The sequence below is a fragment of the Streptomyces sp. NBC_01261 genome, assembly GCF_036226385.1.
Classification (GTDB): domain Bacteria; phylum Actinomycetota; class Actinomycetes; order Streptomycetales; family Streptomycetaceae; genus Streptomyces.
Genome location: NZ_CP108463.1, coordinates 8,189,039 through 8,211,631 on the forward strand (window position 1 = coordinate 8,189,039; position 22,593 = coordinate 8,211,631).

Genomic DNA, 22,593 nt, shown 5'->3' on the forward strand with positions numbered 1-22,593 from the left:
CCAGGTCGGTAGGAAAGAAGGCTGAAGTCGCAATGAACGCAGACGGCCGTACCAGGCTCAACCAGACGCCCGAGTGGACCGCCTTGGCCAAGCACCGTGAGGAAGTCGGCGAGGTGCGGCTGAGGGAGCTGTTCGCCGCCGATCCCGGGCGCGGCACCGGCTACACGCTCAAGGTCGGTGACCTGCACCTCGACTATTCGAAGCACCTCGTCACCGACGAAACCCTGCGGCTGCTGCACGCGCTGGCCGCCGCCACCGGGGTGTTCGGCCTCCGGGACGCGATGTTCCGCGGCGAGAAGATCAACGTCACCGAGGACCGCGCGGTACTGCACACTGCGCTGCGTGCCCCGCGTGACGCGGTGATCGAGGTCGACGGCGAGAACGTCGTGCCGCAGGTGCATGCCGTGCTCGACAAGATGGCCGGCTTCGCGGACCGCGTCCGCTCCGGCGAGTGGACCGGCCACACGGGCCGTCGTATCCGCAACGTCGTCAACATCGGCATCGGCGGCTCGGACCTGGGTCCGGCGATGGCGTACGAGGTGCTGCGCAGCTTCACCGACCGCGGTCTGACGGTCCGGTTCGTGTCGAACGTGGACGGCGCCGACCTGCACGAGGCGACCCGCGACCTGGACCCGGCCGAGACGCTGTTCATCGTCGCGTCCAAGACCTTCACCACGATCGAGACGATCACCAACGCGACCTCGGCCCGCGACTGGCTGCTCACGGAGCTGAAAGCCGGTCAGGACGCCGTCGCCAAGCACTTCGTGGCCCTGTCGACGAACGCCGGCAAGGTCAGCGAGTTCGGTATCGACACGGACAACATGTTCGAGTTCTGGGACTGGGTCGGCGGACGGTACTCCTACGACTCGGCGATCGGCCTGTCGCTGATGATCGCCATCGGCCCGGACCGTTTCCGCGAGATGCTCGACGGCTTCCACCTCGTCGACGAGCACTTCCGCACCGCGCCCGCCGAGTCCAACGTGCCTTTGCTGCTCGGCCTGTTGGGCGTCTGGTACGGCAACTTCCATGACGCCCAGTCGCACGCGGTGCTGCCGTACTCGCACTATCTCTCCAAGTTCACCGCCTACTTGCAGCAGCTGGACATGGAGTCCAACGGCAAGTCCGTGGACCGGGACGGGAATCCGGTGGAGTGGCAGACCGGGCCGGTGGTCTGGGGCACGCCCGGGACCAATGGCCAGCACGCCTACTACCAACTCATCCACCAGGGCACGAAGTTGATCCCGGCGGACTTCATCGGCTTCGCCGAGCCGGTCGCCGGGCTGAGCGACGGGCTCAAGAAGCAGCACGACCTGCTGATGGCCAACTTCTTCGCCCAGACCCAGGCGTTGGCCTTCGGCAAGACACCGGACGAGGTACGCGCGGAGGGCGTGCCCGAGGAACTGGTGCCGCACAGGACGTTCAAGGGCAACCACCCCACGACCACGATCCTGGCCCGCGAGCTGACCCCCTCGGTCCTCGGCCAGCTCATCGCCCTCTACGAGCACAAGGTGTTCGTCCAGGGCGCGGTCTGGAACATCGACTCCTTCGACCAGTGGGGCGTCGAGCTGGGCAAGGTCCTCGCCAAGCGCGTCGAACCCGCCCTGAGCGAGGGCGCGGACGTGCCCGGCCTGGACGCGTCGACGACGGCCCTGGTCGCCAAGTACCGCGAGCTGCGCGGGCGTTGAGACACGGAAGAGCCCGTACGACCGAGGTCGTACGGGCTCTTCAGCGGGATACGGTTGTCGCCGGTGTCAGGCCGAAGCCGGGGGATACAGCGCGCGTGGCAGCTGGGAGGCCGCCGCCGCGTCCAGCAGCCACAGGGTGCGGGCGCGGCCCTGCGCACCGGCCGCCGGTGCCTGGATCTCACCCGCGCCGGACAGGGCGATGGCCGCGGCCTCCGCCTTGTCCTCGCCGGCCGCGAGCAGCCACACCTCGCGGGCCGACCGGATCGCCGGGAGGGTCAACGTGACCCGGATCGGCGGCGGCTTGGGCGCGCCGTGGACGCCGACGACCGTGCGCTCGGTCTCCCGTACGGCGGGCAACTCCGGGAAGAGCGACGCCACATGGGTGTCCGGGCCGACGCCCAGCATGAGGACGTCGAAGGTGGGGACGGAACCGTGGTTCTCGGGGCCGGCGGACCGGGCGAGTTCCTCGGCGTAGCCTGCCGCCGCCGCTTCCACGTCGTTGCCGTAGGGGCCGTCGGACGCGGGCATGGCGTGCACGCGCTTCGGGTCCAGCGGCACCGCGTCGAGCAGTGCCTCACGGGCCTGGGTGACATTGCGCTCCGGGTCGCCCTCGGGCAGGAACCGCTCGTCGCCCCACCACAGGTCCAGGCGGCCCCAGTCGACGGCGTCCCGGGCGGGCTGACCCGCCAGAGCCGCCAGCAGACCGTTGCCGTTGCGACCGCCGGTGAGCACGATCGAGGCGTAGCCGCGCGAGGCCTGCGCGTCCACGATCTTCGTGATCAGGCGGGCCGCGGCGGCCTGGGCCATCAGTTCCTTGTCGCGGTGGACGACGAGTTGGGGAGTGCTCACTGCGGATCAGCCTTCTTGACCGGGGGCATCTTCGCGGGGGTGGGCCGGTCCGAGTCCCCGCTCTCCGAAGTGGCCGGCTGCACGCCGGTCGCCGCCGGCTCCGTCACCGCGCGCACCGGCAGCGCCGGTACGGGCTGAGCAGCCGCCTCCGCCCGCTCCGCCGCCGACTGGATGCCACCCAGCCGGTCCACGCCGAACCGCAGCGCGGACGCGTAGGTGTCGTCCGGGTCGAGCCGGCGCAGCTCCTCCGCGAGGAGTTCGGACGTCTCGCGGCGCTTGAGCGCCACCGCGCGGTCCGGCTGGCCGGGCAGGGCCAGGGTGGCCATCGCCCCGTCGGAGCGGTGCAGCGTGATGGGGCCGCCGGTCGTCTCCAGGCGCACCTGGGTCAGACCGGGACCCGCGGAGACCGCCCGCCGGACGTGCACGTGGAGGCGGTCGGCGAGCCACATCGCGAGGAGTTCGACGCTCGGGTTGGACTCCTCGCCCGCCACCTCGACGGAGACGATCTCGGAGTCGACCTGGTCGAGCGCGGCGGCCAGCATCGAACGCCACGGAGTGATCCGGGCCCAGGCCAGGTCGGTGTCGCCCGGCTCGTAGCTCTCGGCGCGGGACCGCAGCTCGTCGACGGGCTTCTCCGCCGCGTAGCTGTCGGTGACCCGGCGCTGGCTCAGGGCGCCCAGCGGGTCGTTGGCCGGGTCGCGCGGCGCGTCCACCGACCACCAGACCACCACCGGCGCGTCCGGCAGCAGCAGCGGCAGCACCACGGACTGGGCGTGGTCGGAGACCTCGCCGTAGAGCCGGAGCACGACCGTCTCGCCGCTGCCCGCGTCCGTGCCCACCCGGACCTCGGCGTCGAGGCGGGACTGGGTGCGGTCCCGGGGCGAGCGGGAGACGCGCTTGATGACGACGAGTGTGCGCGAGGGGTGCTCGCGCGACGCGTCGTTGGCGGCCTTCAGCGCGTCGTAGGCGTTCTCCTCGTCCGTGACGACGACGAGGGTGAGCACCATGCCGACGGCCGGGGTGCCGATGGCGCGGCGGGCTTTCACCAGCCCCTTGTTGATCTTGCTGGCAGTGGTGTCGGTGAGGTCTATTTTCATGGCCGACGCCAGCTCCGTCCCTCTCGTGCGAGCATTTCGTCCGCCTCGACCGGACCCCACGTCCCGGACTGGTACTGCGCGGGCTTGCCGTGCTTGTCCCAGTACTGCTCGATCGGGTCGAGGATCTTCCAGGACAGCTCGACCTCCTCGGTGCGCGGGAAGAGGTTCGAGTCGCCCAGCAGGACGTCGAGGATCAGGCGCTCGTACGCCTCCGGGCTGGACTCCGTGAACGACTCGCCGTAGGCGAAGTCCATGGAGACGTCCCGGATCTCCATCGAGGTGCCGGGCACCTTGGAGCCGAAGCGGACCGTGACGCCCTCGTCGGGCTGGACGCGGAAGACGATCGCGTTCTGGCCCAGTTCCTCCGTCGCCGTCTGGTCGAAGGGGGAGTGCGGGGCGCGCTGGAAGACCACCGCGATCTCGGTGACGCGGCGGCCCAGGCGCTTGCCGGTGCGCAGGTAGAAGGGGACGCCCGCCCAGCGGCGGTTGTCGACCTCGACCTTGATGGCGGCGTAGGTGTCGGTCTTCGACTTGGGGTCGATGCCGTCTTCCTGGAGGTAGCCGACGGCCTTCTCGCCGCCCTGCCAGCCCTCCGCGTACTGCCCGCGGACCGTGTTCCTGCCCAGGTCCTTCGGCAGCCGTACCGCGCCGAGCACCTTCTCCTTCTCGGCGGCCAGCGCGTCGGCGGAGAAGGAGGCGGGCTCCTCCATCGCGGTCAGCGCCATCAGCTGGAGCAGGTGGTTCTGGATGACGTCACGGGCCGCGCCGATGCCGTCGTAGTAGCCGGCCCGGCCGCCGATGCCGATGTCCTCGGCCATGGTGATCTGCACGTGGTCCACGAAGGACCGGTTCCAGATCGGCTCGAACATCGTGTTGGCGAAGCGGAGCGCCAGAATGTTCTGGACGGTCTCCTTGCCGAGGTAGTGGTCGATGCGGAAGACCTGGTCCGCGGCGAACACCTCGTGCACGACCTTGTTGAGGTCCTCGGCCGACTTGAGGTCGTGGCCGAAGGGCTTCTCGATGACCGCGCGGCGCCAGGAACCCTTCTCCTGGTCGGCGAGACCGTGCTTCTTCAGCTGCTGGATGACGACCGGGAAGGAACGCGGCGGCACCGACAGGTAGAAGGCGAAGTTGCCGCCCGTGCCCTGCGCCTTGTCCAGTTCGTCGATCGTGTCGCGCAGCCGCTCGAACGCGTCGTCGTCGTCGAAGGTGCCCTGGACGAAGCGCATCCCCTGGACGAGCTGCTGCCAGACCTCCTCACGGAACGGCGTGCGGGAGTGCTCCTTGACCGCGTCGTGGACCTCCTGTGCGAAGTCCTCGTGGGCCCACTCGCGCCGGGCGAAGCCGACGAGCGAGAAACCCGGCGGCAGCAGACCCCGGTTGGCGAGGTCGTACACGGCGGGCATCAGCTTTTTGCGTGACAAATCGCCTGTGACGCCGAAGATGACCAGGCCCGACGGCCCCGCGATACGCGGGAGCCGTCGGTCGGCGGGGTCACGAAGCGGATTCGCTCCGGAACCGGAATGAGGAGCCAAGGTCTCAGCCCTCCGAGGGGGCGAGGCGCGCGAGTTCCGCCTCGGTCGACTTGAGCAGGTCGGTCCAGGCCGCCTCGAACTTCTCGACGCCCTCGTCCTCCAGCAGCTGTACGACCTCGTCGTACGAGATGCCGAGCGCTTCCACGGCGGCGATCTCGGCGCGGGACTGCTCGTACGTGCCGGAGATGGTGTTGCCGGTGATCTGTCCGTGGTCGTCGGTGGCCTCAAGGGTGGCCTCCGGCATGGTGTTCACCGTGTTCGGTGCCACCAGGTCGTCCACGTACAGCGTGTCCTTGTAGGCCTTGTCCTTGACGCCGGTCGAGGCCCACAGCGGACGCTGCTTGTTGCCCTGCGCCTTGTCGAGAGCGGCCCAGCGGTCCGAGGAGAAGACCTCCTCGTACGCCTCGTAGGCCAGCCGCGCGTTGGCGAGACCGGCCTTGCCGCGGGCGGCCTTGGCCTCGTCGGTGCCCAGCGCGTCGATCCGCTTGTCGATCTCGGTGTCCACGCGGGACACGAAGAAGGACGCCACGGAGTGGATCTTCGAGAGGTCCAGGCCGCGCTCCTTGGCCTTCTCCAGGCCGGAGACGAACGCGTCCATGACCTCGCGGTAGCGCGCCAGCGAGAAGATCAGCGTCACATTGACGCTGATGCCGAGGCCGATGACCTCGGTGATCGCCGGCAGACCCGCCCGGGTGGCCGGGATCTTGATCAGGGTGTTCGGCCGGTCCACCAGCCAGGCCAGCTGCTTGGCCTCGGCGATGGTCGCCGCCGTGTTGTGCGCCAGGCGCGGGTCGACCTCGATGGAGACCCGGCCGTCCTGGCCGCCGCTCGTGTCGTAGACCGGACGCAGGATGTCGGCGGCGTCACGGACGTCCGCCGTCGTGATCATGCGGATGGCTTCCTCGACGGTCACCTTGCGGGCGGCGAGGTCGGTGAGCTGCTGCTCGTAACCGTCGCCCGACGAGATGGCCTTCTGGAAGATCGACGGGTTGGTGGTGACGCCCACGACGTGCTGCTGGTCGATCAGTTCGGCGAGGTTGCCGGACGTGATCCGCTTGCGCGACAGGTCGTCCAGCCAGATCGCGACGCCTTCCTCGGAGAGGCGCTTGAGTGCGTCTGTCATGGAAAATGCATCTCCTACGTGTCGTTTGTCAGCGTCAGCTCTGGGCGGCGGCGATGGATTCCCGGGCCTTCTCGGCCACGTTCTCGGCAGTGAAGCCGAACTCCTGGAAGAGCACCTTGCCGTCGGCGGAAGCCCCGAAGTGCTCCAGGGAAACGATGCGACCGGCGTCCCCGACGAACCGGTACCAGGTCAGACCGATCCCGGCCTCGACCGCGACCCGCGCCTTGACGGACGGCGGCAGCACGCTGTCCCGGTACCCCTGGTCCTGCGCGTCGAACCACTCCACGCACGGCATGGAAACGACCCGCGTCGGAACCCCGGAGGCCTCCAGCTGCTCGCGCGCCTCGACGGCCACATGCACCTCGGAACCCGTACCGATGAGGATCACCTCGGGCGTACCCGTCGACGCCTCGAACAGCACGTAACCGCCCTTGGCGGTGTCCTCGTTGGCGTCGTACGTCGGCACACCCTGACGCGTCAGCGCGAAACCGTGCGGAGCGCCCTCGCCGTAGACCTTCGTGTAGCGGCGCAGGACCTCGCGCCAGGCGATGGCCGTCTCGTTGGCGTCGGCCGGGCGGATCACGTTCAGGCCCGGGATGGCGCGCAGCGAGGCCAGGTGCTCGACCGGCTGGTGGGTCGGGCCGTCCTCGCCGAGACCGACGGAGTCGTGCGTCCACACGTACGTCACCGGCAGGTGCATCAGCGCCGACAGTCGTACGGCGTTGCGCATGTAGTCGGAGAAGACGAGGAACGTACCGCCGTAGGCACGCGTGTTGCCGTGCAGGGTGATGCCGTTCAGTTCCGCGCCCATGGAGTGCTCGCGGATACCGAAGTGGATCGTGCGGCCGTACGGGTTCGCCTCCGGCAGCGGGTTGTCCGCCGGGAGGAACGACGACGTCTTGTCGATCGTCGTGTTGTTCGAGCCCGCGAGGTCGGCCGAGCCGCCCCACAGCTCCGGGATGACCGCGCCGAGCGCCTGGAGCACCTTGCCGGACGCGGCACGGGTGGCGACGGACTTGCCCGTCTCGAAGGCGGGAAGCTGCTCTTCCCAGCCGGCCGGCAGCTCGCCCGCGCGGATGCGGTCGTACTCGGCCGCGCGCTCCGGGTTGTTGGTGCGCCATTCCTGGTACGACGGGTCCCACGCGGCCTTCGCCTCGCGGCCCCGGTCCAGCGCCTGGCGGGTGTGCTTGAGGACCTCGTCGGAGACGTCGAAGGACTTCTCCGGGTCGAAGCCGAGGACCCGCTTGGTGGCCGCGACCTCGTCGGCGCCGAGCGCCGAGCCGTGCGCGGCCTCGGTGTTCTGCGCGTTCGGCGCGGGCCAGGCGATGATCGAGCGCATCGCGATGAACGACGGCTTGTTCGTCACCTTCTTCGCGGCCTCGATGGCGTTGTAGATGGCGTTCGGGTCGAGGTCGCCGTCCGGCTTCGGGGCGACGCGCTGGACGTGCCAGCCGTAGGCCTCGTAGCGCTTGACCGTGTCCTCCGAGACCGCGGTCTCGGTGTCGCCCTCAATGGAGATGTGGTTGTCGTCCCACAGGAGGATGAGGTTGCCGAGCTCCTGGTGGCCCGCCATGGAGGACGCCTCCGCGGAGATGCCCTCCTGGAGGCAGCCGTCACCGGCGATGGCGAAGATGAAGTGGTCGAACGGGGACTCGCCCTGCGCGGCGTCCGGGTCGAACAGGCCGCGCTCGTAGCGGGCGGCCATGGCCATGCCCACCGCGTTGGCGACACCCTGGCCCAGCGGGCCGGTCGTCGTCTCCACGCCGGTGGTGTGGCCGTACTCGGGGTGCCCCGGAGTCCTGGAGCCCCACGTGCGGAACGCTTCGAGGTCGGCCAGCTCCAGGCCGAACCCGGCCAGGTAGAGCTGCGTGTAGAGGGTCAGGGACGAGTGACCGGCGGACAGTACGAACCGGTCGCGTCCCACCCAGTCGGCGTCGGCGGGGTCGTGGCGCATCACCTTCTGGAAGAGGGTGTACGCGGCCGGGGCCAGGCTCATCGCCGTACCGGGATGGCCGTTACCGACCTTCTGTACGGCATCGGCTGCCAGGACGCGCGCGGTGTCCACCGCGCGCTGGTCCAACTCGGTCCAGTCGAGGTCTGTTGTGGTCGGCTTGGTGCTCACCCTGGGTCAGGGCTCCTCTCCACATGTCACGCATGTCGAATGCCGGTGCACGCGGCGCCCACCGGCCGTTGTCGAGCCTACCCCCGTAAGAACGTGCATTTTTTCGAGTCATTCCAGACTGCCGGGACTCTCGCGGATCCGCCTCCCGACTGGGCCGTTTCGTATCCGGCAACTGAATACGGAGGTGCTCGTTCGAGTGCTCAACAGAGTGGCGATCAGCTCTTCCGGGGGTGCCGTCCAACACGACCCCACCCCCGCGAATGTCCGGGTCTGGGCAACGTCTACAGTGGCGTGGTACGCGTGAGCCTTTACGGGGAGTTCACACCCGAAGGCTTGCTGGGATGTCTCTGTCAGGGGTGTGCGTGACGGCCGTTGAATCCCGTCCAGCGGGGATTGTCGGGGCGAGCCAGAGCCCGAGCCGGCGGCCGATCGGGGCCCGGGTCATGGCGTTCGTGGCGTTGACGAAGCCGCGGATCATCGAACTGCTGCTGATCACCACCGTTCCGGTGATGTTCCTGGCCCAACAGGGTGTGCCGGACCTCAAGCTGGTCCTCCTCACCTGCGTCGGCGGCTACCTGTCCGCCGGTGGCGCCAACGCGCTCAACATGTACATCGACCGCGACATCGACGCGCTCATGGACCGCACCTCGCAGCGCCCCCTGGTCACCGGCATGGTCAGTCCCCGAGAATGCCTCGCCTTCGGCATTTCGCTCGGCGTCATCTCGACCCTGATGTTCGGTCTGACCGTCAACTGGCTGTCCGCCTGGCTCGCGCTCGGAGCGCTCCTCTTCTACGTCGTCGTCTACACGATGATCCTCAAACGCCGTACCTCGCAGAACATCGTGTGGGGTGGAATCGCCGGCTGTCTTCCGGTGCTCATCGGCTGGTCCGCGGTCAAGGACTCCATGTCCTGGGCCCCCATCATTCTTTTCCTCGTCATGTTCTTCTGGACGCCGCCGCACTACTGGCCGCTCTCCATGAAGGTCCGCGACGACTACGCGCGCGTGGGCGTTCCGATGCTCCCGGTCGTCGCCTCGAACAAGGTCGTCGCCAAGCAGATCGTCATCTACAGCTGGGTCATGGTCGCGGTCTCGCTGCTGCTCACGCCCCTCGGCTACACCGGCTGGTTCTACACCACGGTCGCGCTGCTGGCCGGCGGCTTCTGGCTGTGGGAGGCGCACGGGCTGCAGAACCGCGCCAGGGCCGAGGTGAGCGGCGGCAAGCTCAAGGAGATGCGGCTGTTCCACTGGTCGATCACCTATGTGTCGCTGCTGTTCGTGGCGATCGCGGTGGACCCCTTCCTCAGGTAGGAGTCCCGCTGAGGCGGGAGTCACTCACCCCGCCCGTCGCCGTTCGATCTACCCGTCGGTAGCATCCTGGCCATGGCAGACACGCAGCAGGTTGACGCGAAGGCCGAGCGCCAGGTGGCCCGCCTCGCCCAGCAGATCGGCACCTTCGCCAAGGCACACGGCGGGGCCGAGGCCCAGGTCGCGTACATCGGGGAGCGCGGCGCCCGCATCGTCCTCGTCGGCGAGGACGGCGGCTGGGGCGACCTGGTCGCCACGACCTACGAGATCGCCCAGCAGGCCGTCGAGAAGTCCGGGATCACCGTCCACGAGGACTTCGACGGCGAGTTCGCGGCCAAGGTGAAGACGGGCCCCTACGAGTGGAAGCGCATGGCGGGTATCCAGGTAGGCGGGTAAGCGCCCCGAAGGGGCGCGGGGAACGGCGCGACCAGCCACAACGAACCATCGATCGCTGACGAACCCGCACCCCCTCCCCATCGCGCCCCCTCACACGGGGTGTGGACGAGCAACACCTCACACCCGATTCACCCGTTAGGACCTCAGGAACACACGGTCCAGCAACGGGGAGTCCGGATGATCGAAACGACGTCCCTCGTGGACCAGTACTGCCACGGCGTCCTGAGAACGGAGTTGGGCCTCGGCACCTTCGAGGCCCAACTCGCCCGCACCGAGGGCCCACCCGCCCCCGGCACCACTCTCTTCGACACCCAGACGGGCTTCGCCGTACGACGATGGTGCCCACCCCTGCTCGGCCTGGAGCCGCACTGCCCGCCCGCCCGCTATCTCGCCCGGCGCCGTGAACTCGGCGTACTGGAAGCGGGCCGCAGGCTGCTGCGCGGCAGTGGCATCACGACGTATCTGATCGACACCGGCCTGCCCGGCGACCTCACAGGACCCGCCGAGATGGCGACCGCGGGCCAGGCGGACGCCCGCGAGATCGTCCGCCTGGAACTCCTCGCCGAACAGGTCGCCGACACCTCAGGCACCGTCGAGTCCTTCCTCGCCAACCTCGCCGAGTCGGTCCACGGCGCCGCCGCGAGCGCGGTCGCCTTCACGTCGGTGGCGGGCGTACGGCACGGCCTCGCCCTCGCGCCCGAACCGCCGGGCCCCGGCGAGGTACGGGGCGCGGCGGCCCGCTGGCTGGCCGGGCGCCGGGTGGGCGGGATGCTCAGCGACCCGGTGCTGCTACGGCATCTGCTGTGGATCGCGGTGGCATCCGGCCTGCCGCTCCAACTGCACGCCGGATTAGCCGAACCGGGCGTCCGTATCGACCGCACCGACCCCGTCCTGCTCACCGACTTCGTGCGGGCGACGGCCGGCCTCGGCACGGACCTGGTGCTGTTGCACAGCTACCCGTACCACCGGCACGCGGCCCATCTCGCGGGCGTCTTCCCACACGTCTACGCCGACTCCGGTGCCGCACTCGTCCGCACCGGCGCCCGCGCCGCGACCGTGCTCGCCGAGATCCTGGAACTGGCCCCCTTCGGCAAGATCCTCTTCTCCAGCGGGGCCCACGGACTGCCCGAACTGCACGTCGTGGGAGCGCGGCTGTTCCGCGAGGCGCTCGCGCGGGTGCTCGGCACCTGGGTCGCCGAGGGGGCCTGGTCACCGGCCGATGCGCAACGGGTCGCGGGACTGATCGCGGTCGGCAACGCAAAGAGGGTGTACGGGCTGGAGTGAGCTGTACAGACTGGGCCCATGCCGACCGACGCGTTGCTCGACCGCTTCCTGAACGAACTGGCCCCCCTGGAGCCCGTCGCCGTGTGGGCCCACGGTTCGCTCGGCGGGGGCGACTACCAGGAGGGCCGCAGCGACCTGGACCTGATAGCCATCCTCGACCATCCCCTGAAGCCGAGCACAGCCCGACAGCTCGTCGCCCTGCACCGAGGGCTGCGCACCGACCCCCTCGCCGTCCGGCTGCACTGCAGCTACCTCGCCCCGGGAACGCAGGACGCCCCGAACCAGCGCCATCTCACCTGGGCGCACGACCACGTCACCCGCCGGCCCGTCACCCCCGTCACCCGGCGTGAACTGCACGAATTCGGGCGGGTGTTGCACGGCGGCGGACCGAAGGACCTGCTGCCGGCCGTGACGGACCAGGAGCTGTCCGAGTTCGTCGTACGGGACCAGCGGGAGTTCTGGCGGCCGGCCGTCGACAAGCCGCAGATCTGGCTTGAGAACGGCTGGGTCGACGTGGGCCTGACCACCTTCGCCCGCGCGACGGTCACCCGACGGGACGGCCGCCTGATCACCAAGCGCGAGGCCCTCGACCTGCTCCCCGGGCTCGGCGCTCCCGTGGAGGTCGTGGAGGACGTCGTACGGCGGCGTTACGACGATCCGGTCCCGTCCGCCGCCTCCGTAGAGGGCGATTGGCTCCACCGCCGGGCGGACCTGACCCGGGCCTATCTGGGCCCGGCGATCGACGACTTGGTGACGCGCTACGGGTGAGCCATTTATTACGGGTGACGCTTCACGCGCGCGTGGGCAGTGACTGTTCCACCGACGGGCCCGGCAGGTCGGCCACGACCTCCGGCCGCTCGCGCAGCGACAGCAGTACCCGCAGCACCCCGATCCACACCAGGCAGGAGCCGAGCATGTGGAGGGCGACCAGGGCCTCGGGGAGGTTCGTGAAGTACTGGACGTAACCGATGACGCCCTGGGAGAGCAGGATCAGGAACAGGTCCCGGGTGCGGTCCAGGGGGCCCTTGGGGGCGTCGACCGCCTTGAGGACGAACCACAGGGCGAACGTCAGCGTGACCACGATCCAGGCGAGTACCGCGTGCAGCTTGGCGACCGTCTCCCAGTCGATCGGGATGCGGTCGACCTCCTTGGAGTCACCCGCGTGCGGACCGGCGCCGGTGACCACCGTGCCGACCGCGATCAGCAGCACGGAGGCGGTGACCAGGAACCACACCAGCTGCTGCACGGCCTTGCCGACCAGCGGCTTGGGCTCCCCGTCGCCCTCCCGGCTGCGCTGCCACATCAGCGTGGCGACCGCGATCAGCGCCGAGGAGAGCAGGAAATGGGCCGCGACCGTGTACGGGTTGAGGCCCACGAGGACCACGATCCCGCCGAGGATCGCGTTGCTCATCACGATCCAGAACTGCGCCCAGCCCAGCCGGGTGAGGGTGCGGCGGTACGGCTTCTCCGAGCGCGCGGCGATGATCGCCCAGCCGACGGCGGCGCACAGGACGTACGTCAGCATCCGGTTGCCGAACTCGATGGCTCCGTGGAAGCCCATCGCGCTGGTCGTCGTCAGCGAGTCGTCCGTGCACTTGGGCCAGGTCGGGCAGCCGAGCCCGGAACCCGTCAGCCGCACGGCACCGCCGGTGACCACGATGACCACCGACATGACGAGCGCGGCGAGAGCGGCCCGCCGGACGGTCCGGGGATCCGGGGTCCAACGTGCGGCGATGAAGGCGAGGGGGTTGCGCGCGGCGGCTACGACGTCGGCGGGGGTCACGTTTGGCACGGGGACCATCGTAGGGGGGTGCTTGTGCACGCGTTCACGAGGGTCCCCGGCGCCGGAGTACGGCGCCTACTCCCAGCGGAAGAACTTCCCGGCCGCCGCCAGCCCCACGACCGCCCACACGCCCAGAATCCCCAGGTCACCCCACGGCATCCCGGCCCCGTGCTGCAACACGTCCCGCAACCCGTCCGACAGCGCCGAGATCGGCAGCAGCCCCAGCACGTCCTGCACCCCCGACGGGTACTTGTCCATCGGCACGATGACCCCGCCGCCGACGAGCAGCAGCAGGAACACCAGGTTCGCGGCGGCGAGCGTCGCCTCAGCCTTCAACGTGCCCGCCATCAGCAGGCCGAGGCCCGAGAAGGCCGCCGTCCCCAGGACCAGGAGCAGGAACACCGCGAGGGGGTTGCCGTGCGGGGACCAGCCCAGCGCGAAGGCGATCGCCGTCAGCAGGATGATCTGCAGGATCTCCGTGACCAGCACCGCCGCCGTCTTCGCGGTCATCAGGCCCCAGCGGGGGAGTGGCGAGGACGCGAGGCGCTTCAGGACGCCGTAGCGGCGCTCGAACCCCGTGCCGATGGCCTGCCCCGTGAACGCCGTCGACATCACCGCGAGGGCGAGGACGCCGGGGGTGAGGAAGTCGACGGACTTGCCCTTGCCGGTGTCGACGATGTCCACCGAGCTGAACAGGACCAGCAGGAGGGTCGGGATGACCACCGTGAGGAGGAGCTGCTCGCCGTTCCGTAGGAGCATCCTCGTTTCGAGGGCCGCCTGTGCCGCGATCATGCGGGGGAGCGGGGCCGCCCCGGGCCGCGGGGTGTAGGTCCCCGGAACAGTCGTCGTCATGAGCGCAGCTCCTTGCCGGTCAGCTCCAGGAAAACGTCCTCCAGGGTGTGCCGCTCGACCGAGATCTTCTCCGGCATCACCCCGTGCTGCGCACACCAGGAGGTGACCGTGGCGAGCAGTTGCGGGTCCACCTTGCCGCCGACGCGGTAGGAGCCCGGGGTCAGTTCGACGGCCGTGGAGTCGGCCGGGAGCGCCTTCAGCAGGGAGCCGACGTCGAGGCCGGGACGACCGCTGAAGCGGAGCGTGTTCTCGGCCCCGCCCCGGCACAGGTCCTCGGGGGAGCCGTGCGCGATGACCCTGCCCGCGTCGATGATCGCCACGTCGTCGGCGAGCTGCTCGGCCTCGTCCATGTGGTGGGTCGTGAGGACGACCGAGACGCCGTCCGTGCGCAGGTCCCTGACCAGATCCCAGGTCGCGCGGCGGGCCTGCGGGTCGAGGCCCGCCGTCGGCTCGTCCAGGAAGACCAGTTCGGGGCGGCCCACTACGGCCATCGCGAGCGCGAGGCGCTGCTGCTGGCCGCCGGACAGCCGGCGGTATGTCGTACGGCCGCAACTGCCGAGCCCCAGGCGCTCGATGAGCGCGTCCACGTCCAGCGGGTGCGCGTGCAACTTGGCGATGTGGCGGAGCATCTCGTCGGCGCGGGCGCCCGAGTAGACGCCGCCGGACTGGAGCATCACGCCGATTCTGGGGCGCAGTGCGGCGGACTCGCGGACCGGGTCGAGGCCCAGGACGCGCACCGTGCCGGAGTCCGGCTTCCGGTACCCCTCGCAGGTCTCGACCGTGGTCGTCTTGCCCGCCCCGTTGGGACCGAGTACTGCGGTGACACCCGCATGGGCCACCAGGTCGAGGCCGTTCACCGCGGTCTTCGTGCCGTACCGCTTCACCAGGGCCTGGACCTGGAGCACGGGCTCACTTCGCATGGGCCCGAGTCTAGGTACGCGGCCCGCGCCGCAGGCGGGCGGGTGCGGGATCTCCCCCGGACGGGATCTCCTCCTCACGGGGGCGGTGCAGCGGCAGCCACCGTTCCGCGTACGCCACGGCGTCCGCCACCGGGAACAGCCGGGCGTCGGCCGCGCCCACCTTCCCCCGCAGGACCGTACGGTCCCGTTCGAAGTCCTGGCCCAGCTCGTCGAAGCGGTCGGAGGTGATCGACACCTCGGTCACCGTCTCCCAGCCGTCCGCACCGGGGCGGCCGACCTGGACCGGCGGGGACGGGACGCGGTACTCGGCGAGATGGAAGCTCGTGCAGGCGTCGTAGCCCGCGCCGAGCAGCAGCACGCGCGCGTCCAGGCCCTCCAGGCGGGCCAGTGGGCTGCGCTCGCCGAGCCGGCAGTCGGTCGCGTGGCCGGCGACGATCTCGGACGCGCGCGGGCCGAGTGCCGCGAAGGACGTCTGGGGGTGCGCCGAGCGCTCGGCGCCGGGCCAGGTGCGGACGGTCTCCGGGATCACGCCGACGCCTCGTGAGGGCGTGACGAGGGGGTCGTAGGACGGCATGGAGGTGCGGATGGTGTCCCACCACTCGCGGGGGACGGGCGGGTTTCCCCAGTGGGCCGGGTCCGAGAGGTCGCCGGTCTGGGTGGGGACCACGAGGGTGCCGTCCGGGGTGAGGGCGTCGAGGAGTGCCCGGACGAGCGACACGGCGCCTCCGCAGACCCATCCGAGGGAGCTGAGGGAGGTGTGCGCGAGGAGGGTCTCGCCGGGGCGCACGCCCAGCTCGCGCAGTTGTGCGGCGACTGTGTCCCGGGTGACGAGTGGGCCGGTGGGAGGGGGTGTGGGCATGGTCGTGGAGTGTCCTCGAAGGGGGTCGGTGGCGCCAGTGAATTGATCGATCAAAGATCGTTCCCGCAGGTCAGATTAGGTATACCTAAGTGATACAGCGCACCGTCCATCCGCCGGACACGGGTTGCCCGCCCCTGAGGAATTACGCAACAATGGCGTTGTGAAAAACGTTGGCGAGGCTCCGCAGGAGGAACTCGCGACCGGTGAGCGGTCCACCCGCAACCGTGTCGCGCGCTCCATCCTGGACCACGGCCCGTCGACCGTGACCGACCTCGCCGGCCGGCTGGGGCTGACCCAGGCCGCCGTACGCCGTCATCTCGACGCACTCGTCGCCGACGACGTCGTGGAAGCACGTGAGCAGCGGGTCTACGGAGCGCGTACGCGTGGCCGCCCCGCGAAGGTGTTCGCCCTGACCGACTGCGGTCGCGACGCCTTCGACCAGTCCTACGACAAGCTCGCCGCGGACGCGCTGCGCTGGATCGCGGCGCACGGAGGCGGGGGCGAGGCCGTCGTCGCCTTCGCTCGTGACCGCATGGCCGCCCAGGCCATCGCCTACCGCGAGGTCGTCGAGGCCGCCGCGCCCGAGCACCGCGCGGAAGCCCTGGCCAAGGCCCTGAGCGTGGACGGGTACGCTGCTACGGCGCGTAGCGCACCGGTCGGTGAGCAGCTCTGCCAGCACCACTGTCCGGTCGCCCATGTCGCCGAGCAGTTTCCGCAGCTGTGCGAGGCGGAGACCGAGCTCTTCTCCCAACTGCTCGGCACCCATGTCCAGCGGCTGGCCACCATCGCCCATGGCGACGGCGTGTGCACCACGTTTATCCCGAAGAATTCCAAGACCGTTTCCGATCCACCGAACGCATCTGCACGTACCGCCGGGAGGAACCCCGCATGACGCTCCCCATCGAGGAGACCGCCCACCCCGAGCTTGAGGGCCTGGGCACCTACGAATACGGCTGGGCCGACTCCGACGTGGCCGGTGCCTCTGCGAAGCGCGGCATCAACGAGGACGTCGTCCGGGACATCTCCGGCAAGAAGAGCGAGCCGGAGTGGATGACCAAGCTCCGGCTCAAGGGCCTGCGCCTGTTCGAGAAGAAGCCCATGCCGAACTGGGGCTCCGACCTCTCCGGCATCGACTTCGACAACATCAAGTACTTCGTGCGCTCCACGGAGAAGCAGGCGGAGTCCTGGGAGGACCTGCCCGAGGACATCAAGAACACGTACGACAAGCTCGGCATCCCCGAGGCGGAGAAGCAGCGCCTCGTCGCCGGTGTCGCCGCGCAGTACGAGTCCGAGGTCGTCTACCACCAGATCAACGAAGAGCTTGAGGCGCAGGGTGTCATCTTCATGGACACCGACACCGCGCTGAAGGAGCACCCGGAGCTCTTCAAGGAGTACTTCGGGACCGTCATCCCGGTCGGTGACAACAAGTTCGCGTCGCTGAACAGCGCCGTGTGGTCCGGCGGTTCCTTCATCTACGTGCCGAAGGGCGTGCACGTCGAGATCCCGCTCCAGGCCTACTTCCGTATCAACACGGAGAACATGGGCCAGTTCGAGCGGACGCTGATCATCGTCGACGAGGGCGCTTATGTGCACTACGTCGAGGGTTGTACGGCGCCGATCTACTCGTCGGACTCCCTGCACTCCGCGGTGGTCGAGATCATCGTGAAGAAGGGCGGCCGCTGCCGCTACACGACCATCCAGAACTGGTCGAACAACGTCTACAACCTGGTCACCAAGCGCGCCGTCGCCTACGAGGGCGCGACCATGGAGTGGATCGACGGCAACATCGGCTCCAAGGTGACGATGAAGTACCCGGCCGTCTACCTGATGGGCGAGCACGCCAAGGGCGAGACCCTGTCCATCGCCTTCGCGGGCGAGGGCCAGCACCAGGACGCCGGCTCCAAGATGGTCCACATGGCGCCGAACACGTCCTCCAACATCGTCTCCAAGTCGGTGGCGCGCGGCGGCGGCCGTACGTCCTACCGCGGTCTCGTCGAGATCGGCGAGGGCGCCCACGGCTCCAAGTCGAACGTGCTGTGCGACGCGCTGCTCGTCGACACGATCTCCCGCTCGGACACGTACCCGTACGTGGACGTCCGCGAGGACGACGTGTCCATGGGCCACGAGGCGACCGTCTCCAAGGTCAGCGACGACCAGCTCTTCTACCTGATGAGCCGGGGCATGACCGAGTTCGAGGCGATGGCGATGATCGTGCGCGGCTTCGTCGAGCCGATCGCCAAGGAGCTGCCCATGGAGTACGCCCTGGAGCTCAACCGGCTGATCGAGCTCCAGATGGAAGGCTCGGTCGGCTGACCCCGACCGTCTGCCGGCCCACTTCTTGATCACAGAAAGCGAGCACTACGACAGCCATGGCTGAGGCTCAGAACTCCACGGTGGGATCGTCCACCACCGCCGGATCGATCGCGGTGGCCGCCGAGTCGACCGTCGCCACGCGCATGAGCGCGCCCCCCTCCTTCGACGTGGCGGACTTCCCGGTCCCCCACGGCCGCGAGGAGGAGTGGCGGTTCACCCCGCTGGAGCGCCTGCGCGGGCTGCACGACGGCACCGCGGTCGCCACCGGCGACGGCGTGAAGGTCGCCATCGGGACCCCCGAGGGGGTCACCGTGGAGACCGTCGGCCGTGACGACGCGCGACTCGGCAAGGCCGGCACCCCGGTGGACCGCGTGGCCGCGCAGGCCTACTCGTCCTTCGAGAAGGCCTCGGTCGTGACCGTCCCCAAGGAGACGGTCCTGACCGAGCCGATCCGCATCGTCGTGCACGGCGAGGGCGGCGTCGCCTACGGCCACCAGGTCATCGAGCTGGGAGCCTTCGCCGAGGCCGTCGTCGTCATCGACCACACCGGTGACGCGGTCCTCGCCGCCAACGTCGACTACGTCGTCGGCGACGGCGCGAAGCTCACCGTCGTCTCCGTCCAGGACTGGGACGACAAGGCCGTGCACGTCGGCCAGCACAACGCCCTGATCGGCCGGGACGCCACGTTCAAGTCGTTCGTCGTCACCTTCGGCGGCGACCTCGTACGACTGCACCCGCGCGTGACCTACGCCGGACCCGGTGGCGAGGCCGAGCTGTTCGGCCTGTACTTCACGGACGCCGGCCAGCACCAGGAGCACCGCCTCCTGGTCGACCACAACGTCCCGCACTGCAAGTCCAACGCCATCTACAAGGGCGCGCTGCAGGGCGAGGGCGCCCACGCGGTGTGGATCGGCGACGTCCTCATCGAGGCCACCGCCGAGGGCACCGACACCTACGAGATGAACCGCAACCTCGTGCTGACCGACGGCGCCCGCGTCGACTCCGTGCCGAACCTGGAGATCGAGACCGGCGAGATCGTCGGCGCCGGACACGCCTCCGCGACCGGCCGCTTCGACGACGAGCAGCTCTTCTACCTGATGGCCCGCGGCATCCCCGCCGACGACGCCCGACGCCTGGTGGTCCGCGGCTTCTTCGCCGAGCTGGTCCAGCAGATCGGTGTCGCCGACATCCAGGAGCGCCTGCTGGAGAAGATCGACGCGGAGCTGGAGGCGTCGGTCTGATGGCCTTCGTACGCGCCTGTGGCCTCGGCGAGCTGGAGGAGGACACCCCGAAGCGGGTGGAACTCGACGGCACGCCGGTCTCGGTCGTGAAGACCGGAGGTGAGGTGTTCGCGATCAACGACATCTGCTCGCACGCGAACGTCTCGCTCTCCGAGGGCGACGTGGAGGACTGCCAGATCGAGTGCTGGCTGCACGGCTCCGCGTTCGACCTGCGCACCGGCAAGCCGTCCGGCCTTCCCGCCACGCGCCCCGTACCCGTTTACCCCGTACAGATCGAAGGGGGCAGCGTCCTCGTTGACGTACGCGCCTCCCTCACCCAGGAGTCCTGAGGAACCCATGGCAACGCTTGAAATCCACGACCTGCACGTCACCGTCGAGGCCGACAACGCCACGAAGGAGATCCTCAAGGGCGTCGACCTCACCGTGAAGCAGGGCGAGACCCACGCCATCATGGGCCCGAACGGCTCCGGCAAGTCCACCCTCGCCTACTCGCTCGCGGGCCACCCGAAGTACACGATCACCGGCGGCACCGTCACCCTCGACGGCGAGGACGTCCTGGAGATGTCCGTCGACGAGCGCGCCCGCGCCGGCCTGTTCCTCGCGATGCAGTACCCGGTCGAGGTCCCCGGTGTGTCCGTCTCCAACTTCCTCCGTACGTCCGCCACCGCCATCCGCGGTGAGGCCCCCAAGCTGCGTACGTGGGTGAAGGAGGTCAAGGAGACCATGGAGCGCCTCTCCATGGACCCGGCCTTCGCCGAGCGCAACGTCAACGAGGGCTTCTCCGGCGGTGAGAAGAAGCGCCACGAGATCCTTCAGCTGGAGCTGCTCAAGCCGAAGATCGCGATCCTCGACGAGACCGACTCCGGCCTGGACGTCGACGCCCTGCGCGTCGTCTCCGAGGGCGTCAACCGCGTCCGCGAGACCGGCGAGGTCGGCACCCTGCTGATCACGCACTACACGCGCATCCTGCGCTACATCAAGCCCGACTTCGTGCACGTCTTCTCCGGCGGCAGGATCGTCGAGTCCGGCGGGGCCGAGCTCGCCGACAAGCTGGAGAACGAGGGCTACGAGGCCTACACCACGAAGGGTGGCGTATCAGCGTGACGCAGCTGCCGGGCCTCCTCACGAGTTCATCTCAACTACTCGACGAGGCGATCCGCAAGGACTTCCCCATCCTGGACCGCACGGTCCACGACGGTAAGAAGCTCGTGTACCTGGACAACGCGGCGACCTCGCAGAAGCCGCGCCAGGTACTCGACGCCCTGAACGAGTACTACGAGCGCTACAACGCCAACGTCCACCGCGGTGTGCATGTGCTCGCCGAGGAGGCCACGGCGCTGTACGAGGGCGCGCGCGACAAGGTCGCGACGTTCATCAACGCGCCCAGCCGCGACGAGGTGATCTTCACCAAGAACGCCTCGGAGTCGCTCAACCTCGTTGCGAACATGCTCGGTTGGGCCGACGAGCCCTACCGCGTGGACCACGAGACCGAGATCGTCATCACGGAGATGGAGCACCACTCCAACATCGTGCCGTGGCAGCTGCTCTCGCAGCGCACCGGCGCGAAGCTGAAGTGGTTCGGCCTCACGGACGACGGCCGCCTCGACCTCTCGAACATCGACGAGATCATCACGGAGAAGACGAAGATCGTCTCCTTCGTCCTGGTGTCGAACATCCTCGGCACGGTCAACCCCGTCGAGAAGATCGTGCGTCGCGCGCAGGAGGTCGGGGCCCTGGTCCTGATCGACGCCTCGCAGGCCGCGCCGCACATGCCGCTGGACGTGCAGGCCCTCCAGGCCGACTTCGTGGCCTTCACCGGCCACAAGATGTGCGGCCCGACCGGCATCGGCGTCCTCTGGGGCCGCCAGGAGCTGCTCGAAGACCTCCCCCCGTTCCTCGGTGGCGGCGAGATGATCGAGACCGTGTCGATGCACTCGTCGACGTACGCTCCCGCGCCGCACAAGTTCGAGGCGGGCACCCCGCCGATCGCGCAGGCGGTCGGTCTGGGCGCGGCGATCGACTACCTGTCGGCGATCGGCATGGACAAGATCCTCGCCCATGAGCACGCGCTGACCGAGTACGCGGTGAAGCGCTTGCTGGACGTTCCCGACCTGCGGATCATCGGCCCCACCACGGCCGAGGACCGGGGCGCGGCGATCTCGTTCACGCTGGGTGACATCCATCCGCACGACGTGGGCCAGGTGCTGGACGAGGAAGGCATCGCGGTCCGGGTCGGCCACCACTGCGCCCGACCGGTCTGCCTGCGCTACGGAATTCCTGCGACCACGCGAGCGTCGTTCTATCTGTACTCCACGCCGGCCGAGATCGACGCACTGGTCGACGGCTTGGAGCACGTACGGAACTTCTTCGGCTGAGGGACGTGAACTGAGACCGTGAAGCTGGATTCGATGTACCAGGAAGTCATCCTGGACCACTACAAGCACCCGCACGGCCGGGGCTTGCGGGATGGCGACGCCGAGGTGCACCACGTCAACCCGACGTGCGGCGACGAGATCACGCTGCGCGTGAAGTACGACGGCGAGCAGATCACGGACATCTCCTACGAGGGTCAGGGCTGCTCCATCAGCCAGGCGTCGGCCTCCGTACTGAACGACCTCCTCGTCGGCAAGGAGTTGTCCGAGGCGCAGAAGATCCAGGAGACCTTCCTGGAGCTGATGCAGTCCAAGGGCAGGACCGAGCCCGACGACGCGATGGAGGAGGTGCTGGAGGACGCGATCGCGTTCGCCGGTGTCTCCAAGTACCCGGCACGGGTGAAGTGCGCCCTCCTCAGTTGGATGGCGTGGAAGGACGCGACGGCCCAGGCCCTGGGCGGAGCCGACTCCGACGCGGAAAGGAAGACGGCATGAGTGACACCGAGACCATGGAGATCAAGCCCGCCTCCGAGGAGGAGGTCCGCGAGGCCCTCCTCGACGTCGTCGACCCCGAACTGGGCATCGACGTCGTCAACCTCGGCCTGATCTACGGCGTGCACATCGACGACGCCAACATCGCCACCATCGACATGACCCTGACCTCGGCGGCCTGCCCGCTGACGGACGTCATCGAGGACCAGGCCAAGTCCGCGACGGACGGCCTCGTCAACGAACTCCGCATCAACTGGGTGTGGATGCCGCCGTGGGGCCCCGACAAGATCACGGACGACGGCCGCGATCAGCTTCGGGCGCTGGGGTTCAACGTCTGAGAACGTCTGAGCCTGCCTGAGCGGC

22 protein-coding genes are annotated in these 22,593 nt (G+C 69.1%); 13 read left to right on the forward strand and 9 right to left on the reverse strand.

The features are described 5' to 3' along the window. Window positions 1-32 precede the first annotated feature (32 nt). Window positions 33-1,685: a glucose-6-phosphate isomerase gene (gene pgi, locus OG226_RS36500; RefSeq protein ID WP_329351214.1), complete on the forward strand. Its 1,653-nt coding sequence runs from the start codon at window positions 33-35 to the stop codon at window positions 1,683-1,685. A 66-nt stretch (window positions 1,686-1,751) separates the two neighbouring features. Here the strand turns inward: pgi and pgl are convergent, their stop codons facing one another. From pgl to tkt, 5 genes are read right to left on the reverse strand one after another with little or no spacing between them, the layout of a single operon-like run. Next, window positions 1,752-2,534 carry a 6-phosphogluconolactonase gene (pgl, locus tag OG226_RS36505; protein ID WP_329351215.1) on the reverse strand — a complete coding sequence of 261 codons (783 nt, stop codon included), beginning with the start codon at window positions 2,532-2,534 and terminating at the stop codon, window positions 1,752-1,754. Next, window positions 2,531-3,631, reverse strand: a complete 1,101-nt coding sequence (opcA, locus tag OG226_RS36510; protein ID WP_328684050.1) for a glucose-6-phosphate dehydrogenase assembly protein OpcA — start codon at window positions 3,629-3,631, stop codon at window positions 2,531-2,533. Before opcA ends, pgl begins: the two co-directional genes overlap by 4 nt. Continuing rightward, window positions 3,628-5,166 carry a glucose-6-phosphate dehydrogenase gene (gene zwf, locus OG226_RS36515; RefSeq protein WP_328684051.1) on the reverse strand — a complete coding sequence of 513 codons (1,539 nt, stop codon included), beginning with the start codon at window positions 5,164-5,166 and terminating at the stop codon, window positions 3,628-3,630. The genes opcA and zwf overlap by 4 nt, the downstream gene beginning before the upstream one ends. A gap of 4 nt (window positions 5,167-5,170) precedes the next feature. Next, window positions 5,171-6,289 (reverse strand): transaldolase, encoded by a 1,119-nt coding sequence (gene tal, locus OG226_RS36520; protein ID WP_328684052.1) that lies wholly within the window; start codon window positions 6,287-6,289, stop codon window positions 5,171-5,173. A gap of 34 nt (window positions 6,290-6,323) precedes the next feature. Next, on the reverse strand, window positions 6,324-8,411 hold the full coding sequence (gene tkt / locus OG226_RS36525; RefSeq protein WP_329351216.1) for a transketolase: 2,088 nt from the start codon (window positions 8,409-8,411) through the stop codon (window positions 6,324-6,326). Between the two features lie 356 nt (window positions 8,412-8,767). Between tkt and OG226_RS36530 the strand changes: the two genes are divergently transcribed. From OG226_RS36530 to OG226_RS36545, 4 genes are all read left to right on the forward strand, one after another. Then, window positions 8,768-9,721, forward strand: coding sequence for a heme o synthase (locus tag OG226_RS36530; protein WP_328686542.1), 954 nt, complete (start codon window positions 8,768-8,770; stop codon window positions 9,719-9,721). A gap of 72 nt (window positions 9,722-9,793) precedes the next feature. Beyond that, window positions 9,794-10,114: a hypothetical protein gene (locus OG226_RS36535; protein ID WP_328684054.1), complete on the forward strand. Its 321-nt coding sequence runs from the start codon at window positions 9,794-9,796 to the stop codon at window positions 10,112-10,114. Between the two features lie 177 nt (window positions 10,115-10,291). Then, complete coding sequence (locus OG226_RS36540) at window positions 10,292-11,398, forward strand: amidohydrolase family protein (RefSeq protein WP_328684055.1); 1,107 nt, start codon at window positions 10,292-10,294, stop codon at window positions 11,396-11,398. Between the two features lie 18 nt (window positions 11,399-11,416). Further along, window positions 11,417-12,166 (forward strand): nucleotidyltransferase domain-containing protein, encoded by a 750-nt coding sequence (locus OG226_RS36545; RefSeq protein WP_329351217.1) that lies wholly within the window; start codon window positions 11,417-11,419, stop codon window positions 12,164-12,166. Between the two features lie 22 nt (window positions 12,167-12,188). Here the strand turns inward: OG226_RS36545 and OG226_RS36550 are convergent, their stop codons facing one another. The 4 genes from OG226_RS36550 to OG226_RS36565 are packed head-to-tail and all read right to left on the reverse strand — an operon-like array spanning window position 12,189 to window position 15,812. Continuing rightward, window positions 12,189-13,199 (reverse strand): COX15/CtaA family protein, encoded by a 1,011-nt coding sequence (locus OG226_RS36550; RefSeq protein WP_329351218.1) that lies wholly within the window; start codon window positions 13,197-13,199, stop codon window positions 12,189-12,191. A gap of 57 nt (window positions 13,200-13,256) precedes the next feature. Continuing rightward, window positions 13,257-14,033 (reverse strand): ABC transporter permease, encoded by a 777-nt coding sequence (locus OG226_RS36555; RefSeq protein ID WP_329351219.1) that lies wholly within the window; start codon window positions 14,031-14,033, stop codon window positions 13,257-13,259. Further along, a complete protein-coding gene (locus OG226_RS36560; RefSeq protein ID WP_328684059.1) occupies window positions 14,030-14,953 on the reverse strand; it encodes an ABC transporter ATP-binding protein in 924 nt (307 codons plus the stop codon). Before OG226_RS36560 ends, OG226_RS36555 begins: the two co-directional genes overlap by 4 nt. A gap of 10 nt (window positions 14,954-14,963) precedes the next feature. Continuing rightward, window positions 14,964-15,812, reverse strand: coding sequence for an aminoglycoside N(3)-acetyltransferase (locus OG226_RS36565; protein WP_329351220.1), 849 nt, complete (start codon window positions 15,810-15,812; stop codon window positions 14,964-14,966). A gap of 160 nt (window positions 15,813-15,972) precedes the next feature. Here OG226_RS36565 and OG226_RS36570 point away from each other — a divergent pair, with 160 nt between their 5' ends. Genes OG226_RS36570 through OG226_RS36605 form a run of 8 tightly spaced genes read left to right on the forward strand, consistent with a single transcriptional unit; the run spans window position 15,973 to window position 22,568 of the window. Then, on the forward strand, window positions 15,973-16,704 hold the full coding sequence (locus tag OG226_RS36570; RefSeq protein WP_328684061.1) for a helix-turn-helix transcriptional regulator: 732 nt from the start codon (window positions 15,973-15,975) through the stop codon (window positions 16,702-16,704). Beyond that, window positions 16,701-18,125: a Fe-S cluster assembly protein SufB gene (sufB, locus tag OG226_RS36575; RefSeq protein WP_328684062.1), complete on the forward strand. Its 1,425-nt coding sequence runs from the start codon at window positions 16,701-16,703 to the stop codon at window positions 18,123-18,125. The genes OG226_RS36570 and sufB overlap by 4 nt, the downstream gene beginning before the upstream one ends. A gap of 56 nt (window positions 18,126-18,181) precedes the next feature. Next, window positions 18,182-19,366 carry a Fe-S cluster assembly protein SufD gene (gene sufD, locus OG226_RS36580; protein ID WP_329351221.1) on the forward strand — a complete coding sequence of 395 codons (1,185 nt, stop codon included), beginning with the start codon at window positions 18,182-18,184 and terminating at the stop codon, window positions 19,364-19,366. After that, the gene (locus tag OG226_RS36585; protein WP_328684064.1) at window positions 19,366-19,695 is read left to right on the forward strand and encodes a non-heme iron oxygenase ferredoxin subunit; all 330 of its coding nucleotides are present in this window, start codon (window positions 19,366-19,368) and stop codon (window positions 19,693-19,695) included. The genes sufD and OG226_RS36585 overlap by 1 nt, the downstream gene beginning before the upstream one ends. A 7-nt stretch (window positions 19,696-19,702) precedes the next feature. Further along, entirely contained in the window at window positions 19,703-20,470 is a 768-nt protein-coding gene (sufC, locus tag OG226_RS36590; protein ID WP_019060532.1) for a Fe-S cluster assembly ATPase SufC, read from the forward strand. Beyond that, window positions 20,467-21,741, forward strand: coding sequence for a cysteine desulfurase (locus OG226_RS36595; RefSeq protein WP_328684065.1), 1,275 nt, complete (start codon window positions 20,467-20,469; stop codon window positions 21,739-21,741). Before sufC ends, OG226_RS36595 begins: the two co-directional genes overlap by 4 nt. An 18-nt stretch (window positions 21,742-21,759) precedes the next feature. Beyond that, on the forward strand, window positions 21,760-22,233 hold the full coding sequence (gene sufU / locus OG226_RS36600) for a Fe-S cluster assembly sulfur transfer protein SufU (protein ID WP_328684066.1): 474 nt from the start codon (window positions 21,760-21,762) through the stop codon (window positions 22,231-22,233). Beyond that, window positions 22,230-22,568, forward strand: coding sequence for a metal-sulfur cluster assembly factor (locus OG226_RS36605; RefSeq protein WP_019060535.1), 339 nt, complete (start codon window positions 22,230-22,232; stop codon window positions 22,566-22,568). Before sufU ends, OG226_RS36605 begins: the two co-directional genes overlap by 4 nt. The last annotated feature ends 25 nt before the right edge of the window (window positions 22,569-22,593 follow it).

Excerpts from the sequence above, each read along its gene's own strand:
- OG226_RS36555 (WP_329351219.1), bottom strand. The coding sequence starts at position 14,033 with ATGACGACGACTGTTCCGGGGACCTACACCCCGCGGCCCGGGGCGGCC.
- pgi (WP_329351214.1), top strand. The coding sequence starts at position 33 with ATGAACGCAGACGGCCGTACCAGGCTCAACCAGACGCCCGAGTGGACC.
- OG226_RS36605 (WP_019060535.1), top strand. The coding sequence starts at position 22,230 with ATGAGTGACACCGAGACCATGGAGATCAAGCCCGCCTCCGAGGAGGAG.
- OG226_RS36535 (WP_328684054.1), top strand. The coding sequence starts at position 9,794 with ATGGCAGACACGCAGCAGGTTGACGCGAAGGCCGAGCGCCAGGTGGCC.
- sufD (WP_329351221.1), top strand. The coding sequence starts at position 18,182 with ATGGCTGAGGCTCAGAACTCCACGGTGGGATCGTCCACCACCGCCGGA.
- opcA (WP_328684050.1), bottom strand. The coding sequence starts at position 3,631 with ATGAAAATAGACCTCACCGACACCACTGCCAGCAAGATCAACAAGGGG.
- sufB (WP_328684062.1), top strand. The coding sequence starts at position 16,701 with ATGACGCTCCCCATCGAGGAGACCGCCCACCCCGAGCTTGAGGGCCTG.
- OG226_RS36560 (WP_328684059.1), bottom strand. The coding sequence starts at position 14,953 with ATGCGAAGTGAGCCCGTGCTCCAGGTCCAGGCCCTGGTGAAGCGGTAC.
- OG226_RS36585 (WP_328684064.1), top strand. The coding sequence starts at position 19,366 with ATGGCCTTCGTACGCGCCTGTGGCCTCGGCGAGCTGGAGGAGGACACC.
- OG226_RS36540 (WP_328684055.1), top strand. The coding sequence starts at position 10,292 with ATGATCGAAACGACGTCCCTCGTGGACCAGTACTGCCACGGCGTCCTG.
- OG226_RS36545 (WP_329351217.1), top strand. The coding sequence starts at position 11,417 with ATGCCGACCGACGCGTTGCTCGACCGCTTCCTGAACGAACTGGCCCCC.
- sufC (WP_019060532.1), top strand. The coding sequence starts at position 19,703 with ATGGCAACGCTTGAAATCCACGACCTGCACGTCACCGTCGAGGCCGAC.
- OG226_RS36565 (WP_329351220.1), bottom strand. The coding sequence starts at position 15,812 with ATGCCCACACCCCCTCCCACCGGCCCACTCGTCACCCGGGACACAGTC.
- OG226_RS36550 (WP_329351218.1), bottom strand. The coding sequence starts at position 13,199 with ATGGTCCCCGTGCCAAACGTGACCCCCGCCGACGTCGTAGCCGCCGCG.
- tal (WP_328684052.1), bottom strand. The coding sequence starts at position 6,289 with ATGACAGACGCACTCAAGCGCCTCTCCGAGGAAGGCGTCGCGATCTGG.